Here is an 18,357-nt window from a genome sequence, read left to right as displayed (position 1 = left end):
AGTTCACGTTCCCATGCTTTAGCGATCTCTTTCATAGCCATATACACAGTAGTAGTACTAACTTAGTATACGAAACAATAACTACGGCTGTAGTGCTAAGTGAAATCGCCTCAAGCATGGCGCTGCATTACGCGGCCGACAAGCTGAAGATAGTGAGCGAGATCCGGCGTGGGCTTGCCCGCGACCTTCGCAAGATCGTCCCAACGACGTAGGCGCACCGCGTCTTCAGCGTAGGGACGCGCCGCAAAATCACGCGCCTGGTCCGCATTGAAGATGCCGCCCTGCAATTCGAGGCTGCGCACCGAGTCCGCGGAAAGGCAACCGAAATACGCTTCGTCGATCGCGCAGAGGTAACGCTTTGCATCGACGTGCAGGCGGATCGGTTCGAGCACGCTATCGGGCAAAACCGGACGCAGAAACGGCAACGCATAGTACTGGTGCAGATCGTCGATACCGCGCTCGGTCGGCGTTTCGCCCTGACGATTGAGCAGGTGCCCGAGATCGTGCAGGAACGCCGCGGCGGTCAGTTCCTCGCTCGCTCCTTCTTCTTCCGCCAGCGCGCCGCTCTGCAGCGCGTGTTCCAGCTGTGTGACCGGCTCGCCGCTATAGGCCAGCGCGCCGTACGTCTCGAACAGCTCACGAATATCCGCGAGGCTCAGTGCCATCTTCCGCTACTCCTCTAGTACGTGGATACGGCGACGGCCGTGGCGGCACGTCCCCATCATTCCTTTTGCCCGTGGTCGCCGCAGGACTCGCGCATGCGTCTGGCCGACTCGTCGGCGTCGCGCGACGCAAGCGCGCTCAAGAGCGCCCGATGTTCCGCGTACGAAGCGTCCATCGCGCTGTGCGCCGGCACCCCTCGATCCGGCGAGAGCCGCAGTTCGCGCACGGTTCTCTCGTAGGTTTCGCGCAGCCTCGCGTTGCCCGCCGCCGCGACGAGCGTCGCGTGAAACGCGTCGCGCGCCCGCAGAAAAACTTCGCCGTTTTCGGCGACCACGGCGTCGCGCATTGCATTAAGCTGTTCGCGCAGTTGCGCGACCTGAGCCGCGTCGATACGCGCCGCCAGCATCCGGCACGCCGCTTCGCGCAGCGCAGCGCATACCTCGTGCAGTTCTCGCGCTTCCGCCGCGCCGACGCTGCGCACGAACACGCCCCGGTGCTTCTCGTTGCGCACGAGGCCTGCCTGCTCCAGCGCGCGAAATGCTTCGCGCACGGGTCCGCGCGAGACAGCGAGGCGAGCCGCCCAGTCGGCTTCGTTGAGCTTGTCGCCCGGCGCGAGCTGGCCCGCCGCGATGCGGCGCTCGATCTCGTCGCGCACCAGTGCGGTGAGCGAATGCTGGCGCACCATCGCGAGCGGCGTCGAATCCGATACTGCGTCCGACGCGCCACGCGTACGGCTATCGTCCCTCTCCCTCACGTCCTGCTCTGCCCGTCTGTTGCGCGCCTGCGGCGCATCGAACCGCACGGCACCCATCCGCTCAGTCCGCTCGCCGACGCGGCACGCGCGCAGCGATCAACAGCAGCGCCGCCAGCGAGACGATCAGCAGGATCAGCGAGAGCGCCGAGGCCGGCAGGTAGTAACCGCGCTCGACCGCGCCCACCACGACGATCGGCACCGTCGCGAAACCCGGCGGATACACCGTGAGCGTCGCGCCCAGTTCGCCGAGCGAAAGCGCGAAACCCAGCGCGAGACTCGCGCGGATGGCCGGCACGAGCTGCGGCAGCACCACGCGGCGCAGCACCATCGAGGGCGGCGCACCGAGGCTCGCGGCCGCTTCGCGCAGCACGGTCAGCTCGGGACGCAGCGCCGCCGCGGCGCATCGATAGCAGAACGGCAGCACCAGCGCGAGCTGCACGAACACGACGATGGCGGCCGAGCTCGACAGATCCACGGGCGCCTTGTGATAGGCGATCAGCACCGCGAGACCGAGCACCACGCTCGGCACACCGTTGGGCACCATCGCGAGCGTGTCGACGATTGCGCCGAGGCCGCGCCGGTCGCGCCCTTCGAGCGCAAGCGCAAGCCACAGGCCGAGCGCCGTGCCGAGCACCGCGACACCGAAACCCACTTCGAGACTCGTTGCGAGCGCATCGAAATCGCTCGAACCGAGGCGCTCGAACCAGCGCATGCTGAAACCGTCGGGGAAGATCGTGCCCGACCAGTGCGACGCGACGCTCGACAACGCGACGACGAGCACGGGCAATACGAAGAGCCAGACGCACAGCAGCGCGGCGAAAGCCAGCAGCGCGCCGCCGACGATACGCGCAAAGAGGCCGCGCTCGACAGGCCGCGCCCGAAGATGCTTCGGCGGCAGCGCGATGCGGTCCGAACCGGCGACGGGATTAGTTGACATTGCGCGCGCCTCCATGACTGCGGCGATTCACGCGCCGATATAGCGCATACAGGGAAAGCGACATCGCGAGCATGACCACGGCGCCGGCGGCGGCTGTCGGCAGATCGAGATCGACCGTGGCCGAGCTGTAGATCGCGACCGGCAGCGTGACGAGGTGCGCGCTGCCGAGCACGAGCAGGATGCCGAACTCGTTGAACGTGAGCAGGAAGCACAGGATCGTGCCCGCTGCGATGCCGGGCCACGCGAGCGGCAAGATCACGCGCAGGGCGACCATGCGGCCGTTCGCGCCGAGACTGCGTGCGGCTTCGACCAGGCGCATGTCGAGCAGCGCGAATGCGGCGAGCGTCGGACGCACGACGAACGGCGCGTAGAACACCACTTCCGCGAGCACCACGCCGCCGATGCCGAACAGGAAATCGAGCGGCGGCGCCTGCAGATGGAAGAGCCGCTGCAGCCCGATGCTCACGGAGCCCTGCGAGCCGTATAGAAAGATCAGCGTGAACGCGACAAGAAACGACGGAAACGCCACGAACAGCTCGAGAAAGCGCGTGACGAGCCGCGCGCCGGGAAACGGCTTGAAGAACAGCAACGCGGCAAGCGCGACGCCAAGCACCGAAGCGAGGCCCGCGCTCAAGAACAGGATCCACAACGTCGTGACGATCACGCCGCGCGAATCGGGGTTGCCGAAGAACGTCCCGTAGGCGTGGAAACCCAGACCGTGCGCACCCGACAGACTCAGCAGCACGAGGCGCACGAGCGGATAAACGACGAGCGGCCCGAGCACGAACACGAGCAGGAAGGCGATATGCCATTGCGCGCGCCGTTCGCGACGACGCACGGCGGCTGCGTGCGCGTCGGCGCCGGGCAACGTCAGGGCGGAATCAGGGGTTGATAAGGACGACATCGTCAGCCTCGTAACGCAGGGACACGCGCATGCCTTTCGCCGGCGCCATGCCGTGGCCGCGCTGCATGGTGACGAGCACCGGTTCATTGGGCATCGCGTCGAGCAGCACCGGGACCGACAGCACCGAGCCATACCATTCGACCGACTCGATCGTGCCGTGTAGCGCCCCTTCGCCGAGCGGCACGATGCGCAGGCTTTCGGGGCGCAGGCACGCGAGCTTGTCGCGCGCGTCGTGGCGCGCGTCGCCCACCGGGAACGCGACGTTCGGCGGCAGCAGGTTCGCGGCGCCCAGATAGCGCGCCACGTAGGCGTCGTTGGGCGTGTCGTAGAGTTCCTGCGGCGTGCCGAGTTGCGCGATGTGGCCATCGCGCATCAGCAGCGTGCGGTCGGAGAGCACGAGTGCGTCGTCCTGATCGTGCGTCACGCAGACGATCGTCAGATCGGGCAGACGCTCGTGCAGCGCCTTCAGTTCGGAGCGCACCGAGGCGCGCAGATTGGCGTCGAGCGCCGAAAGCGGCTCGTCGAGCAGCAGCACGTCGGGCTCGATCACGAGCGCGCGCGCGAGCGCCACGCGCTGCTGCATGCCGCCCGAGAGCTGCGCGGGCATGACGTGGCCCGCGTCGCCGAGCTGCACGAGCTTGAGCGCGTCGGCCACGCGCCGGGCGATGTCGCGCGACGGCACGCGGCGCGCTTTCAACCCGAACGCGACATTCTCGAACACCGAGAGGTGCGGAAAAAGCGCGTAGCTCTGGAACAGCAGACCCAGGTTGCGCCGATGCGGCGGCACATGGGTCAGGTCGCGGCCCGCCACGGTGAGCGAGCCCGCAAGTCCATCGGCTTCGATGAACCCGGCGATGAAGCGCAGCAAGGTGGTCTTGCCGCAGCCGCTGCGGCCCAGCACGGTCAACAGTTCGCCGCGCCGGATCGTGAGCGACAGATCGTCGAGCACGGTGCGCGCGCCGAAGCGCACGCTCAGGTGATCGATCCGCACGCCCGCCGCGCCGCGCGCGTCCGTCGTATCGGTCAGTCCGGACACATCCGGTAGCGCGCGGGCCATGCCGGCCGGCGCGAGGCTTGCGGTATTCACCGGGTTCATCTCCTGCTCAGGTATTGCTCGATGACATGTACTTATTTCGGCTTCACGACTTCGGTCTGCTTGCCCGACGAGCCGATCACTTCATTCTTCCAGCGCGTCGTCCAGTCGGCTTTCTTCGCCATCACCTGGTTCCAGTCCACCGGAATCAGCTTCACGCCCTCGATGGCCTGCTTGACCGCCGCGCCGTTCTTGCCCGTGAGCGCCACGTCCGTGCGGGCCGGAATACCGAAGATGTCGGGCACCTTCGACTGCACGTCCGTCGACATCAGATAATCGATCAGCTTCTTGCCTTCGGCCTGGTTCGGGCCGTTCTTGATCAGGCCGATCGCGTACGGCAGCTGGAACGTCGTGGGATGGCCGCTGGAATCGGCCGCGAGGAAGATCGGCTTGAGCGAAAGGCCGCCGTTGGCTGCGTCGTCGAGATCCATCTGCAGGTCGCCGTTGGCCACCGCGATTTCGTTGCGCGAGAGCAGCACGTCGAGATAGCCCGTGCCCTTGGTGTGGAACTTCGCGCTCTGCTCGAGCTTCTTGAGGTAGTCGAACGCCTTGTCCTCGCCCATCAGCGAAGTCGTGAGGATGATCACGGCCATGCCGTCGCCGGCCGTGGCCGGGTTCGAGTAGGCGACCTTGCCCGTGTAGTCCGGGTGCAGCAGGTCGGCAAACGTCTTCGGCTGGTTCTTCACGACGTCGGGGTTGATCGCGAACGAAAAGTAGTTGTTCACGAACGTCGCCCACGAGCCGTCCGTCGCCTTCGCGATCGCCGGCACGTTCTTGTAGTTCACGCTCTGGTACGGCTCGAGCAGGCCGCTTTGCTGCGCCTGCTGGATGAACGGCGGCAGCGTGACGATCACGTCGGCCTTCGGCGAATCCTTTTCGACGTTCGCGCGGTTCACCACTTCGCCGCTGCCCGCCGTCACGATGTTGACCTTCACGCCTTCTTTCTTCTCGAAGGCCGGCAGCACGTCGCGGTAGAGATTTTCGAGGCCGTCGGCCGTGTACAGCACGACGGCGTCGGCGGCGTGCGCGCTCATTGCCGCGCCCAGCAGCGCCGCGGCGGCCGCCATCGGCAGCAGCTTGCGTGCAAAACCCGCGCGATGGATTTTCGTGTGGTTCATGTCACTCTCCGAAGGCAAAAACCAGTTGCTCGGGGATACCCGATGCGTTTGTGATTGAATGGATCGAACGATTCGAACGTCAGCGGACCGCGCCGCCTGGCGGTGTCGCGCCGCAGATTGCAGATTGTCTGCAATCCGACGCGTTCCGCCTGCAACCGGCCGGCGCGGCGAGGTGCGGAGTTGCCGTCCGCCTCGCTTGCCGGCCCGTCTGGACGGGCCCCGCAAGAATCACAGGTTTTGATGACACGCGCATGACGATTGTGGCGTTTTGCAAAAAAGTCCACAAATCGCCAATATTCGACAAGTCGCATCGCGACGAAAGCGTCCTGCCGGCGCGGCAAGGGCAGGCATGCAGACGGTCCGGGGGCAGGCAAAAGCGGCGGCAGCCGCGGCGGGGGGAACGGTCAGGCGATGACGAGCTCTGGCCCGCGCGCGGCAATCGCGCGGGCAACGCCCTTTTCGGGCGCAAGCTCAGTGATGACGTAGCGCGCGTGCTCGAAGCCGTTGATGCGCACGGGCGTCACGCGCCCGAACTTCGAATGGTCGGCGACGATGACCGGACAGGCCGCGGCCGCGAGCATGCGGCTGCGTACTTCGGCGACCATGCGCGAGTAGTCGGTGAGCCAGCCGTCGGCCGTGATGCCGCCCGCGCCGACGAACGCGAAATCGGCGTGATACTGGGAAAGCTGCTGCACGGTGTCGAGGCCGAAGGTCGCTTCCTCGTGATCGGACAGCTCGCCGCCCAGCAGCGTCACGCGGTTCTCGTTGCGGCGCCCGAGCAACAGCGCGATGCGCCAGTCGTTGGTATAGACCGTGAGCCGATGACGGTCGGTGAGCGCGCGCGCGAGCGCATGCGTAGTGCTGCCCGAATCGATGATGAGAGAGGCGCCATCGGGCACGAACTCCGCCGCGCGCTCGCCGATCGCGCGCTTGGCGCTCGCGTTGGCGGCTTCGCGCACGTCGAGATCGGGCTCGCGGCGGTCGCTGGAGAGCGCGCCGCCATGAGTCGTCACGAGCAGGCCGCGCGCTGCGAGCGTATTGAGGTCGCGCCGGATCGTCTCGCGCGAAACACGCAGTTCGCGCACGAGATCCGCCACTGAGAGCGCGCCGGTCCGGTTCACTTGCGAGAGGATGTATTGGTGACGTTGTTCTGCGAGCATCTCGGTGGGCGCGGGTCGTGCGTGGAAAAACGCGTGGGGAACGCTTGAATTCGTAAAAGCCGCCGTATTGTATTACGCACGCGCCGAACGAGCGTGCACTGCCATCGCCCGCGCATCCCTGCTAATCTCGTGGGGACCGCGCGCGCTTGCGCGACGCCCGCTTTGCCGAACATGGGGCCGATCCTGGAATTCATGCGTTCACGATTTCGTCAATTGCGTCTGCTGTTTTGTGCGCTGCGTTATGGCATCAGGCTGTTCTGGCTCGCCGCGCCCGAGCATCACAAGCTGCACTGGTTCGTCACGCTCGCATCGAGCCTGCACGGCAACCCGCGCTTCGCCTCGCGTCTTCAAGGTTCGCTGCCACGTCTCGCGCCGCTCGCCGCAGCCTTCGCGCAAACGCTCGCCACGCGCCCCGAACTCGCGGGCGCGACGTTGCACGACGCCATCGACGCCATCGAACATTTCGAAGAACCGCTTGCCGGCGAAGCGCTCGATGCCGCGCTGCGCGCCGCGCTCGGCAAGCCGCCCGAAACGCTGCTCACGTGGATCGGCCCCACGCCCGCTCACAACGGCTGGTGCGAACAGACGCACATCGCGCGGCTTGCGCTGCCGGTGAACGGTCACCAGACGATCACGCTGCGCCTGCTGCGCACGAAACAGGTCCAGGAAGCCGACGACGACGCCGCGCTGCTATGCGCCGTGGCCCGGTGGATGGAGCGCTTTTCGCGCGCCGCGCGCAGGCTCCGGTTGCGCGCGCTCGCGCAGGCGCTGCGCGAAGATCTGCAGCGCCGTTTCGATCTGCGCGCCCAGGCTGCGAACCTGAGCCAGAGCGGGCATCAGCTTGGCGACGATCCGCGCATCGTCGTTCCCGACGTGATCTGGGACCTCTGCACCGCGCAGACGATCGCCGTGCAGCACATCGACACCGTGCGCGCAACCGACATCGCCGGGCTCGCCGGGCATCACATCAACGTCACGCAGGTGGCTGCGCATCTGATCGAAGTGGTCACGCGCCAGGCGTTCGAGCACGGTTTCTTCCATGCGGCGCTCGATGCCCGGCGCGTCGCCGTGAGCGTCGAGCCCGAAACGCGCGGCCGGCTCGTGCTCGCGGGCGCCTCGCTGATGACGAGTCTATCCTCGCCCGAGCGTGAATTCTTCGTGCACGGCGCAACGGCGCTGTTCGAACAGGATTACGGGCGGCTGGCAACATTGCACCACGTGGCGGGCCATGTGCCCGCGCACGCGCGCACCGAGCAGATCGAGGCCGAGTTGCGCACGCGCAGCGAAGCGCATTTCGCGAGCAACACGGACGAGCGCAGCGCGGGTGCGCTGTTCCATCATCTGCTGCATTCGGTGCAGCCGTTCGGAGGCGAGGTGTCGCCGCGCCTCGTGGCGGCGCAACGCGCGTTTGGCCAGGCCGAGGCACTGGCGCGCTCGATCCATCCGGGCGTCGATGCCTGGGGCATCGCCCAGCACACGCTCGCCGGGATCGCGCGGCGCGATCTCGGGCGCCACGGCTGGATCCGGCGGCTTTCGCAGGAGCTGCCGCACCTCGCGCAGATCGCGCCACGCGTACCGCAAACGCTGTTTCGCTACTTCGAGCATCGCGCGAAAACGGGCCCCGGCACCGCGCCCGGCCAGGCCTCGCAGGCCGCCCTGCTCGCTGCATGGCGCCGCGAGCATCGGCGCACGCGTGCGCTGCTGCTTGCATGCGCATTGTGCGGGGGCCTGATAGGCGCGACGGCAGTCTTCTTTGGCGGCTGATCTTCGTCGGCATGCCGCAACGCGATGTTTGCATTGGCGAGCGCAGCGCGGGGCTGGCCGTTAGTTGCACACTAACAGTGAGCCGACGACCGCGCCCGATGTAGCGCGCTCGCACAGCAGTGCAGTCCTGAACAAGACCGCAGCAGGGGCGTCACGCCATACTCCGAGCCTTTCGCGACTCCTGGGCGCCGCGCGAGCGCATGCCCGCTTCCGACACCGATGCTCGCCTCAATCGCCCCCGCCCTGTTCGTCGCCCTGTGGTCGACGGGTTTCGTCGTCGCGCGCGCCATCGCGCCCTACGCCGATCCCAACCTGTTCCTGCTCGCCCGCTTCGCCGGCACGGCTGCGTTGTTCGCAATCGTGGCGCTGGCCCTGCGCGCACCCTGGCCGCGCGGACGCGAAATCGGCAAGCATCTGCTCGCCGGCGCGCTGCTTCAGGGCGTGTATCTCGGCGCGGGATACTGGGCGGTCGCACAAGGCCTGAGCGCGGGCGTGATGGCGCTGCTCGGCGCGCTCCAGCCCCTGCTCACGGCCGCGATCGCGGCGCGCCTGTTCGGCGAGCGCCTGCCGCCGAGGCGCTGGACAGGCATGTCGCTCGGCCTCGCGGGCGTCGTGCTCGTGCTGAGCCCAAAGCTGCGCGCCGCCCTGCATGCCACTGGCGGCGCGCTCGCCGGCACCAACGCCGCGCATGGTCACGCGAATCCGCTACTTGTGGTGATCGTGGCGGTGGCGGCGGTGGGCTCGATCACGGCGGGCACGCTTTATCAGAAAACCTCGCTCGCCCGAGCCGACATTCGCAGCGCGAGCGCCGTGCAGAACGCCGGCGCGGCTGTCGTCGCCGCCGCGCTCGCGCTCGTGCTCGGCGAGACGCGCTGGACCGCGTCGCCGACCTTATGGTTCTCGCTGGCGTGGGGTATTGCGATGCTCTCGGGCGCGGGCGTGACGCTGCTCGTCTGGATGGTGCGCCACGGCGACGCCGCGCGCGCCACGGCGCTGCTCTTTCTCGCGCCGCCGCTCGCGGCGCTCGAAAGCTGGCTGCTGTTCGGCGAAACGCTCACGCCCACGCAAATGGCGGGCTTCGGCGTCGCGCTCGCAGGCGTGCTGATTGCCCGACGCGCCTGGCGCGGTGAATCGGCCTGACGCGGCGGCCGCGCCCTCGCCGGGCCAGACGCTCAGTCCGCGGTGTCCGCGCCGGCCGGCACCTTCGCGCGCGCCTTGCCGCCGGGCGCCGGCGACCATGCGGGACGCGTCTTGCGCCCGGAATCGATCACGACGATGAAGCGCCCCGCCCACGGCGTGATTTCACGGTCGGAGTGGAGCACCCACAGCGATTTACCCGCGTCGACGAGAGCCTGGTACCCGGCGTCGATGATGCCGTAGTGGTCGATGAACGCATTGAGCTGCGCCGGAATCCGCACGCAGCCCTTCGAGTGGCGGATGCCGAGCAGCGGCTCGAGCCGGTCGGGATCGGTGGCGTGCATCTGGAAGCGCATCTGCGAATAGCCGCCCTTGCCCCAGCCGCGCTCGCCGTCCACCCAGCCGAGATCGTAAATGCGCATGTCGCGGCGGCCGTAACCGCGTATGCCGTTCTGGTTCATGGTGCCTTCGGCGCGGAAGTCCATGTTCAGCGGCGTGTGCTCGAACACGCCGAGCGGCGTGAGGAAGTGGTCGAACTCGCCGGGGCGGCCCGTCGCGACCGGCGACGCGCCGATCAACTGCCAGGGCTCGTCAGGCAAGGCGCGGAAATAGATGAAGAGCGCCTGCACGTTCGCGCTGCGATCGACGAGGATGACGAATTCGCCCGCCAGCGCGCCGAGATCCTCTTCTTCGAGCGCGACCTGCAGACGCTCGCCGTAGGCGCGCTGGTCGGCGAGCGGCACGCGCAGGCGCCGGTCGACGTCGCGCGCGAAGCGCTTGCGCATTTCGAGCGCGTCGCGCGTTTCCTCGGCCGCCTGCTCGGGCGTGAGCGCTGGGTGAACGGGAAGCGTCAGCGCGGGAGGCGCAGAGGCGGCCGGCGCGGCGGACGCCTCTGCGCCTCCAGATGCCTCCGGGACCGCCGAAGCACGCGCCGACGCGGAGGCAGCCGATGCCGCCCCGGACGAAGCCGCCTGCGAAGCCGGGCGCACCGTCGGCGCGCCGGAAGCCGCCAACGCACCCGAAGCAGTTGGGCTCGACGCGGCATGCGGAGACGCGCCCATCACCGCCCCCGACGTACCGTGTGCGCCGGAAGCCGGCACGTCGTCCGCGGCCCAGGCGGCGCGCGCCGCCAACGATGCGCAAACCCAGGCGCAGAGCGCAGCCGCCACCGCCACCGCTCGGCGCGGACGCGCCCCGAAACGCGGCAACCTATGATGGGAAAGTTGCGGCGCGTCGCCCCGGACGCCGCCCTGCACGCGAGCACCTTGGCGCCGCGAAAAATTGTCGTTCATCGTAAGTCCGGCTGATTTTGCGTCTTGTTGAAGTCGGATGTGCCGGACGCCGTCCAGTGCGGCGTCGGCGGCAGCGCAACGACCACCCGCCATTAGACCAGACAACGCTCGATGCGCGCACTCGTCGCAAGCATCATGCAAAAAGGAACCGCCCCTACCCCAACCCGGTGCCGGCCGGCTCGCCCGCCAGCAACGCATCATCGCCGAACAGAACGTCATCGCGAGTTTCGACGTGCACGCCGGGAACGAGCGCCGCGTGCGCTTTCTCGCGCAGCGCCTGCGGGCAAGCGTCCGCAGACACTCGTGCCCGGCGTCGGCGTCGGCATCGACTCCGCAACGGCCGGCCGCCTCGCGCAACCGAGCGTGGAAGCCCCGCGCGCGCAAGGCCATGGTCGGCCCGCTTCGTTGCGATGCGGCTGCCCGATGGCACGCAGCGCGACGAAGCGGACGCCGCCATGCTCGCCTCGCTTTCTGCGGGCGGTCTCACGTTCGCCGACGAAAGCACGCAAGACCGGGTTCACGGCAACGTCAAGGCGCGCGAACGGATGATCGCCAATAGGCGGTGGCGGGCGCCCGCTCGGGCCTCGTCTCGTACAGGCACGGACCACGCGGCGGAATCGCTGATGGGTTTTTCACGAAGTTCGGCGACGGCGGCGCCGACGTGCTGCCGCTCGCGGGCCTGAGCAGGCGGCGCGTGCGTGCGCTCGCGCGGGGCTCGGCGCGTCTGCCGCGCTGGTGGAGAAAACGCCGACCGCGGATCGGGAGACGCTGCGCCCCCTGCATCCGGACGAGGACGCCTCTGGAATCGGCTATGATGAGATCGACGACTTTCTGGAGAAGGCAAGGCGGTGAGCGAGAACGCGTACGAGACGATCTTTCGCTTCTACGACGCGACACGCCACAAGCGGTTGCTGCCTGCTACGCCCTACGACGCGCCGGACGCGGCTGCGTGAATCACCGCGACCGCCGCGCGAGAATCAACTGCGCGGCGCAGGCTCTTCGTCGTCGAACGGCGCCGCGCTTACCCTGAGCGCGACGCCTGCAAGGCGGCGCAACTGAAGCTCGCGCGCCACGGCGTCGGCCACGTAAGGCACTTCCGAATCGAGTTCGAGATCGGCGTGCGCGTTCGGCGTACCCGCGTCATAGACGGTGATGCCCTTGGCGTAATGGCCAAGCTCGCGCTCGAAAAAGCTGCGCACATCCTGCTCGCTGCAGGTTTCGGGAACGTTCCACACAGTCAGGTGCATGACGGCCTACCTGGCGAGAAAATTGAATTCGATGGACCGCGTTTAGCGGAACCGGCGGGGTTGCGTCGCGCGCACGCGGACGGGCTGCAAGCTCGCGCGAGCGCGAGTCCACGCTACCTGACCGAGCACGGCGGCGACGCCAAGCAATAAAAGGCTGGACGTAAGCATTATTGTGACTCCCTCTCGTTGATCAATGTCAGCATAGTCGCATTTGCCCAGCGGCGCGCTGCGGCATATTGTCTGCCGGTCGCGCGTAACTGATTCGGCATGCAAACACTATGCCCGAAGCAGAACGGTTGCGGCCGAAATGGCGTTTCTAAAGGCCGCATCAGGAGCCGTCGTCGCGGCTCGCCGACGTCGTCTCGTCTGCCGCGCCGCCACAGTCCATGCGAGTCAGGCGGTCATACTGGTGCACCCAGTTGCCGCTGATCGCGGCCTGCGCCTGAGCCAGTGTCATCCGCCCCGCGCACACGCACCGTTTCAGACGCACCGTGAGCAGCGACTTGCGGCGCTCGCCGGCATGGCCGCCCCACGGCAGCAGGTCGAAGTTGGCAGCGGCATCGGGCGAGCCGCCGAGGACGATCGGCACATGCCGGTCGAGCGCGTAGCCCACGCCTTCGTCGGCGTCGATGCCGCGCGACGCGAGCATGCGGCCTTTGAGCGCCATCGTCTGGTCGAACGGCGGCGCGACGGTGTCGGCATAACCCGGGCGGCAAATCGTTTCCGCCACCGACTCCTGCGTGACGCGCGTATCGAGGAGCCGCGGATCTTGCGCGACTGCGGCCTGCTGCGCCACGCTGGCTGCGGCCAGCACCAGCAGCGACAGGCGCTGCGCTCGCGGACACCACCGCTGCACGCCTGTGCAACAAGCAATACCTTCTGCCATGCGGCGCGCGATGCGGCGTCTTGCTGCCTTTTCTGCGTTCATGGTTGAGCGCATCGTGCGGCACGATGCGGATTGGATGGTTGATGCCGGCTTATTAGACCACATTCGAATTTTGTCGGGGCGATTGCGCACATCGGCGTACAGGCGCACCTGCGCCGCGTGCTTTCCCGCGCAGCCGGCACACACCCGGCGCGCACCCCGGCGCTCAGGCGGCGTCCGCTCGCAACCTCAGGGTTTCACAAGGAATTTTTGATCTGGATTCCCAGGCAATGGATGCGCGCCACAAGATAGCTGGCCGCGGCACTTGCGGTATGCCGATCGGCCGATGGCAGCGCACCACGCGATAGCGCATAATGAGCCGCCCGGTTAGCTCCGACGCGGAGCGCATCGCGCGCATTCGAAGAAACGAGGAAACCCCATGTCCATTTCCATGTATCAAGCATCGATGCCCGTGCTCGTGCGCGGCCTCACCAATCTGCAAAACATCATTGGCAAGGCGCAGGCGCACGCAGCCGAGAAGCAGATCGACCCCTCCGTGCTGACGGGCGCGCGGCTCTTTCCCGACATGCTGCCGCTCGCGCGCCAGATCCACATCGCCACCGACACCGCGAAGGGCTGCGCCGCGCGCCTCGCCGGCGTCGAGGCGCCGAAGTTCGAAGATGTCGAGGTCACCTTCGACGAACTGCACGGACGTATCCAGAAGACCATCGACTACCTGAACACGTTCAAGCCCGAACAGATCGACGGCACGGAAGCGCGCAGCATCACGCTCAAAATGCGCAGCGGCCCGATCGAGTTCACCGGCCAAAGCTATCTGCTGGGGTTCGTGCTGCCCAACTTCTTCTTCCACATCACCACTGCCTACGACATCTTGCGTCACAACGGCGTGGAGCTGGGCAAGCTCGACTATCTGGGCTCCCGCTAACGCGCGAGCGCAAACCGGCGTGCGGCGCCTTGCGCTCCGCACGCGTTCACACGAACGTCATCCGCGGGAAGCGTCAGTCGAGCGACAGCCTCAGAGCGAAGCCGATCAACGCCGATGAAAACGCCCACTTCTGGACCGTCTGCGCGAGCGGATGACCGCGCAGCCACACGGCGATGCGCGCAGCGCCCAGCACGTAAATCACGTCGAAGAGCGCGCACACGGCGACCAGCACCACGCCCAGCACGGACACCTGCAACCAGACCGAGCCCGCCTCGGGCCGGATGAACTGCGGCAGCAGCACGGAGCAGAACAGCAGCGCCTTCGGGTTTAGCAGGTTGGTGAGCAACCCCTTGGCGAAATCGGTGCGGCGCGGTCGCGCCACGGTCATGCCCGCCTGTTCGGGCATCGTGAACGCGGGCGCACGGAAGATCTGCACGGCGATCCACGTGAGATATGCCGCGCCCGCGTAACGCACGACCTCGTAGAGCCACGGCGCATTGCGCAGCAAGGCCGCGAGACCGCACGCGGAAAGCGTCACGTGGGTAGCGCGCGCGAGCCCGAGCCCGCAGGCCGCCGCGAATCCGCTGCGCGTGCCACGGCTCATGCTGGTCTGCATCACCAGCGCCATATCGGCGCCGGGCAGCGCGCATACGATGATGAGGGCGACGATGAACATCAACAGCAAGTGGGCGGAAATCATGTTGGCCTCGCGTGAAAGAGGCTCTATCATGCCGCTCCATGCGGAGCGATTTCGGGCATTTTTCATAACCCTTTCTCAAAAAGTTGGCGGAATGCGCTAGAATTCCCGGATTCTGACGAGAATCCCCCCTAACCACGATGAGCGACCTCGACAAACTCGACCGGGCAATCCTCGGCGCGCTGCAAGCCGACGGGCGCATGCCGAATGCACGGCTGGCCGAAACGGTGGGACTGAGCGAAACGCCCTGCGCGCGGCGTCTCAAGCGCCTCGAACAGGAAGGTTATATCGAGCGCTACCGCGCCGTGCTCTCGCGCCGCGCACTCGGCTACGGCGTGGTGGGATTCGTCGCGGTGCGCTTTGCCGTGCACGACCGTGCGCTCGCCGACCGCTTCGAGCGCGAAGTCCTCGCGATCGAACGCATTCTTTCCTGCCACAACGTGTCCGGCACGGCGGACTATATTTTGCAGGTGGTGGCCCGCGATCTCGACGACTACGGCACCTTCATGCGCGACCAGTTGCGCAGCTTGCCCGGTGTCACGTCGGTCGAATCGGCGCTGTCGCTGCGCGAAGTGAAGGCCGAGGGCGGACTACCTCTGCCCTGAACGCATTCAACCGCACTCACCTATAACCGGAGCTTTCGATGACCCCAGAACAGGCACGAGCCGAGGAAGCCGCCGCAATGGACCGCGTGCTGACAGCAACCCAGCGCGTCAAGACGGCGTTCACCTCGCTGCAGTCGCAATTTCCGCCGGAAGGAGACGGCCGTCCGTCCCAGTTCGCGCTGCAGACTTTTGACGCGGCGCTACAGGAGCTGGAAGACGCCCAGGCTGCTTTCGACGAATTGCTCAACGATCTGCTCGACGGCGAGCGCTAGAACCCGCCCCCAATTTGAGCACATGATTCGGATTCCAGATCAACCATCGCAGGACATGACAGATCCGTTGAACACGCCCGTCACCGTGCTCGGCGTGGGCGTCGTCGTGCGCAACGGCGGAGCGTGGCTGCTCGGTCTGCGCAAGAGCGCGTGGGGACGCGACACGTGGGCCTTTCCAGGCGGAAAGGTCGATCCCGGCGAAGATCCGCTTGCCGCTGCCGCGCGCGAACTGCGCGAGGAAACCGGCCTCGAACTGACTGCCGCGCAAGCGGCCGGCTGGGCCAGCGGCTGGCTCGAAGCCGGCCGCGTGCGCCACGTGACGCTGTTCGTCGAGGCTGGCGCATCTGGCACGCCGATCGTCGCCGAGCCCGACAAGTGCGTGCGCTGGGCGTGGTTCGCGCGCGACGCGCTGCCCGCGAACCTGTTCGAGCCGACCCGCCTCTACTTCGAGATCCGCTAGCGCACCCCGGCCTCCGCGCGCTGCTGCACGAACGCCGCGATACGGTCGCATGCCTGAACAAGCCGCGGCTCGTCCACGACGAAACCAAGCCGGACATAACCGTTGGCGGTTTCGCCGAACGCGCTCGCGTCGAGCACGGAAACCTTCTGCGCCTCGAAGAGCTGCCAGGTGAATGCGTGCGTATCCAGACCCGTGCCGCGAACGTCGATCATCATGAACATGCCGGCTTCCGGCAACAGGCACTTCAGCCCCGGCACCTTCGCCAGCCGCTCGTAGACGATGTCGCGGCGGCGGCGATAGATCTCGCGCATCTGCGAAACGATCTGCGCGCGGTTATCGAGCGCCGTAAGCGCCGCCTCCTGAACGAAGCCGGGCAAGCCGTAGAGCATGCAGAGCGCGAGCCGCGCCAGATGCGCGATCATCGTTTCGGGCGCGATCACCCAGCCGAGCCGCCAGCCCGCCATCGCATGCGACTTCGAAAGGCTGCCGAGCGTGACCGTGCGCTCCGCCATGCCTTCGAGCGCGCCGATGCTCACGTGCTCGCGTTCGAACGCGAGGTCGGCATAGACCTCGTCGGACAGCACCCACAGGTCGTGCCGCCTCGCCAGTTGCGCGACGCGTTCGAGGTGCGCGCGCGGCATCACGGCGCCGGTGGGATTGCACGGCGTCGCGAAGAAGATCGCGCGCGTGCGCGGCGTGAGGGCCGCCTCGAGCGCGTCGCAGTCGAGATGAAAACCGCTCGCGGGATCGACAGGCACGGGCACGAGCGTAGCGCCCGACGCGCGGATCGCGGCCTCGTAGGTCAGATACATCGGCTCGGGTACGAGCACTTCATCGCCGGCCTCCAGCAGGCATAGCGACGACGCGAACAGGCCGTTCTGCGCCCCCGCGCACAGAATCACGTTCTGCGCGCCAACCGGACGCCCGCTTTGCAGCGCATGCACGCGCGCGATCGCTTCGCGCAACGGCTCGCGGCCCATGATGGCCGTGTAATGCGTGTCGCCTTCGCGCAGCGCGGCCACGGCGCGCTCGACAACCGGCGCGGGTGTACCGAACTCGGGGTCTCCCACGCTCAGCACGATCACGTCCTCGCCACGCGCCGCGGCCTGCACCGCCGTATGATGGATCTCCCACGCCGTCGTGCGACGGCCCTGCAACCGCTCGACCAGACTCGAATATTTCATCTTCCGCGACTCCCCCGAACGCCCGGCGAATCTCTCACGCCGCGGCGTTCAAACCGTTCATGTTGATTCGTACTGCACGCGCCGCGCCATGGCACATTTCGACGCGTCCACAACGATACAGGGAACGATGCCGCAGAGCCACGACCGACACGCGCATGTGCCTTTCACGAGGCCGATCCGGATCGCCGCTGTCCGCAACAGCGCCGGGCAAAGCGTGCTGACTACGCGCGCCGAGGCGCCTGTGCGCTCAAGCACTCTCGCGCGGCACGACGGTATACTGAATGCGCGTTTTCGCCGGATGCGGCACGCTCCCGCCGTCCGCCGCCGCGAGCGCGGCGACGATCGCCTCGCCCGTGCGCTGGCCAATGCCATAGGCGTCCACCGAAACGGTGGTGATCGTCGGATGGCAGCAGGCCGCGATCTCGAAGTTGCCGAAGCCCGCAATGGCCATGTCGCCGGGCACGCTGAGGCCGCGCCGCTGGCATTCCATGATCGCGCCGAACGCCGACATGTCGCTCACGCACATCACAGCCTGCGTGTCGGGCCAGCGCTCGAGCAGTTCGGCCATGGCCGGCGCGCCGTGGCTCATCGTGACCGGCGATTCGCCTAGCCGCACCACGCGATGCCTGTCGAGTCCGAGCGCCTTCATCTCCGTCTGATAACCCTTGAGCCGGTCGAGGCCGCGCCGGTCCAGTTCGCCCGCGCCGCCGAGAAATCCGATGCGACGATGCCCCTTGCCCGCGAGATAGCGCACCATCTCGCGCGCGGCGCTCACGTTGGAAAAGCCCACAGCCATGTCGATCGGCTCTGCGGGCAGGTCCCACATCTCGACGACGGGCACGCCGGAGCGCTGCAACAGCATGCGTGTGGCATCCGTATGCTGCGAGCCCGTCAACGCGATGCAGCGCGGCTGATGGCGCAGCATCTGGCGCACGAGGCGCTCCTCGCGGTCGAGAAAATAGTCGGTATCGCCGATCAGCAACTCGAGTCCCTGCGGTTCGAGCACGGCCGTGAGGCCGCTCACGGTGTCCGAGAAATTGGAACTGGAGAGCGAAGGCACGAGCACGGCAACGAACGACGAGCGCCCCGAGGAAAGCGCGCCCGCCGCCGCGTCGGCTACGTAGCCGAGTTCTTCGATGGCGCGCTGCACGCGCTCGCGTGTCGTCTCCGACGCGCTGCGCCCCGCCATCACGCGTGACACCGTCATCTTCGAGACACCCGCGAGACGGGCGACATCGGACATGCGGGGCGGCGTGGCT

At 67.3% G+C, this 18,357-nt stretch carries 19 protein-coding genes and 1 pseudogene; 7 read left to right on the top strand and 13 right to left on the bottom strand.

Going from position 1 to position 18,357, the window contains the following annotated elements; all coding sequences use genetic code 11:
- Positions 1–110: 110 nt before the first annotated feature.
- From BLU17_RS26845 to BLU17_RS26815, 7 genes are all read right to left on the bottom strand, one after another.
- Positions 111–665: a phosphonate degradation HD-domain oxygenase gene (locus BLU17_RS26845; RefSeq protein WP_092003858.1), complete on the bottom strand. Its 555-nt coding sequence runs from the start codon at positions 663–665 to the stop codon at positions 111–113.
- Between the two features lie 56 nt (positions 666–721).
- Positions 722–1,348, bottom strand: coding sequence for a GntR family transcriptional regulator (locus BLU17_RS26840; protein ID WP_245747025.1), 627 nt, complete (start codon positions 1,346–1,348; stop codon positions 722–724).
- A gap of 130 nt (positions 1,349–1,478) precedes the next feature.
- A complete protein-coding gene (phnV, locus tag BLU17_RS26835) occupies positions 1,479–2,354 on the bottom strand; it encodes a 2-aminoethylphosphonate ABC transport system, membrane component PhnV (protein ID WP_092003852.1) in 876 nt (291 codons plus the stop codon).
- Positions 2,344–3,258, bottom strand: a complete 915-nt coding sequence (locus tag BLU17_RS26830) for a 2-aminoethylphosphonate ABC transporter permease subunit (protein ID WP_092003849.1) — start codon at positions 3,256–3,258, stop codon at positions 2,344–2,346. The genes phnV and BLU17_RS26830 overlap by 11 nt, the downstream gene beginning before the upstream one ends.
- Complete coding sequence (gene phnT, locus BLU17_RS26825; protein ID WP_425434146.1) at positions 3,236–4,345, bottom strand: 2-aminoethylphosphonate ABC transport system ATP-binding subunit PhnT; 1,110 nt, start codon at positions 4,343–4,345, stop codon at positions 3,236–3,238. Before phnT ends, BLU17_RS26830 begins: the two co-directional genes overlap by 23 nt.
- A 41-nt stretch (positions 4,346–4,386) precedes the next feature.
- On the bottom strand, positions 4,387–5,469 hold the full coding sequence (gene phnS, locus BLU17_RS26820) for a 2-aminoethylphosphonate ABC transporter substrate-binding protein (protein WP_092003846.1): 1,083 nt from the start codon (positions 5,467–5,469) through the stop codon (positions 4,387–4,389).
- A 404-nt stretch (positions 5,470–5,873) separates the two neighbouring features.
- Positions 5,874–6,629 (bottom strand): DeoR/GlpR family DNA-binding transcription regulator, encoded by a 756-nt coding sequence (locus BLU17_RS26815; RefSeq protein WP_092003843.1) that lies wholly within the window; start codon positions 6,627–6,629, stop codon positions 5,874–5,876.
- Between the two features lie 192 nt (positions 6,630–6,821).
- On the opposite strand from BLU17_RS26815, the gene BLU17_RS26810 reads away from it, so the two are divergent.
- Both BLU17_RS26810 and BLU17_RS26805 read left to right on the top strand, forming a co-directional pair.
- Positions 6,822–8,393, top strand: a complete 1,572-nt coding sequence (locus BLU17_RS26810) for an ABC1 kinase family protein (protein ID WP_092003882.1) — start codon at positions 6,822–6,824, stop codon at positions 8,391–8,393.
- 219 nt (positions 8,394–8,612) lie between these two features.
- A complete protein-coding gene (locus tag BLU17_RS26805) occupies positions 8,613–9,533 on the top strand; it encodes a DMT family transporter (protein ID WP_092003840.1) in 921 nt (306 codons plus the stop codon).
- A gap of 32 nt (positions 9,534–9,565) precedes the next feature.
- Here the strand turns inward: BLU17_RS26805 and BLU17_RS26800 are convergent, their stop codons facing one another.
- Positions 9,566–10,822 carry a L,D-transpeptidase gene (locus tag BLU17_RS26800; protein WP_425434145.1) on the bottom strand — a complete coding sequence of 419 codons (1,257 nt, stop codon included), beginning with the start codon at positions 10,820–10,822 and terminating at the stop codon, positions 9,566–9,568.
- Between the two features lie 196 nt (positions 10,823–11,018).
- Between BLU17_RS26800 and nadE the strand changes: the two are divergent.
- A pseudogene (gene nadE, locus BLU17_RS26795) lies at positions 11,019–11,775 on the top strand (NAD(+) synthase).
- Between the two features lie 24 nt (positions 11,776–11,799).
- On the opposite strand, the gene BLU17_RS26790 reads toward nadE, so the two are convergent.
- Both BLU17_RS26790 and BLU17_RS26785 read right to left on the bottom strand, forming a co-directional pair.
- Positions 11,800–12,069: a hypothetical protein gene (locus BLU17_RS26790; RefSeq protein ID WP_092003837.1), complete on the bottom strand. Its 270-nt coding sequence runs from the start codon at positions 12,067–12,069 to the stop codon at positions 11,800–11,802.
- 328 nt (positions 12,070–12,397) lie between these two features.
- Positions 12,398–13,105, bottom strand: a complete 708-nt coding sequence (locus tag BLU17_RS26785) for a hypothetical protein (RefSeq protein WP_342713872.1) — start codon at positions 13,103–13,105, stop codon at positions 12,398–12,400.
- A 268-nt stretch (positions 13,106–13,373) separates the two neighbouring features.
- On the opposite strand from BLU17_RS26785, the gene BLU17_RS26780 reads away from it, so the two are divergent.
- Positions 13,374–13,880, top strand: coding sequence for a DUF1993 domain-containing protein (locus tag BLU17_RS26780; RefSeq protein ID WP_092003834.1), 507 nt, complete (start codon positions 13,374–13,376; stop codon positions 13,878–13,880).
- A 73-nt stretch (positions 13,881–13,953) separates the two neighbouring features.
- Here the strand turns inward: BLU17_RS26780 and BLU17_RS26775 are convergent, their stop codons facing one another.
- Positions 13,954–14,580: a LysE family translocator gene (locus tag BLU17_RS26775; protein ID WP_092003831.1), complete on the bottom strand. Its 627-nt coding sequence runs from the start codon at positions 14,578–14,580 to the stop codon at positions 13,954–13,956.
- Between the two features lie 137 nt (positions 14,581–14,717).
- Here BLU17_RS26775 and BLU17_RS26770 point away from each other — a divergent pair, with 137 nt between their 5' ends.
- Genes BLU17_RS26770 through BLU17_RS26760 form a run of 3 tightly spaced genes read left to right on the top strand, consistent with a single transcriptional unit; the run spans position 14,718 to position 15,914 of the window.
- Positions 14,718–15,182: an Lrp/AsnC family transcriptional regulator gene (locus BLU17_RS26770; protein WP_092003828.1), complete on the top strand. Its 465-nt coding sequence runs from the start codon at positions 14,718–14,720 to the stop codon at positions 15,180–15,182.
- A gap of 38 nt (positions 15,183–15,220) precedes the next feature.
- Positions 15,221–15,454: a hypothetical protein gene (locus tag BLU17_RS26765; RefSeq protein ID WP_092003825.1), complete on the top strand. Its 234-nt coding sequence runs from the start codon at positions 15,221–15,223 to the stop codon at positions 15,452–15,454.
- 55 nt (positions 15,455–15,509) lie between these two features.
- Positions 15,510–15,914: a nucleotide triphosphate diphosphatase NUDT15 gene (locus tag BLU17_RS26760; protein ID WP_176929206.1), complete on the top strand. Its 405-nt coding sequence runs from the start codon at positions 15,510–15,512 to the stop codon at positions 15,912–15,914.
- On the opposite strand, the gene BLU17_RS26755 is transcribed toward BLU17_RS26760, so the two are convergent.
- Entirely contained in the window at positions 15,911–17,098 is a 1,188-nt protein-coding gene (locus BLU17_RS26755; protein WP_092003819.1) for a pyridoxal phosphate-dependent aminotransferase, read from the bottom strand. The genes BLU17_RS26760 and BLU17_RS26755 overlap by 4 nt on opposite strands.
- Positions 17,099–17,345: 247 nt before the next feature.
- Positions 17,346–18,341 (bottom strand): LacI family DNA-binding transcriptional regulator, encoded by a 996-nt coding sequence (locus tag BLU17_RS26750; protein WP_092003817.1) that lies wholly within the window; start codon positions 18,339–18,341, stop codon positions 17,346–17,348.
- Positions 18,342–18,357 lie beyond the last annotated feature (16 nt).

Origin of the sequence: Paraburkholderia lycopersici (genome assembly GCF_900096975.1) — a bacterium.
GTDB classification, from domain to species: Bacteria; Pseudomonadota; Gammaproteobacteria; order Burkholderiales; family Burkholderiaceae; genus Paraburkholderia; species Paraburkholderia lycopersici.
The sequence above is the reverse complement of the archived record's forward strand: the minus strand, read 5'-3'. Positions and strand labels throughout refer to the sequence as shown.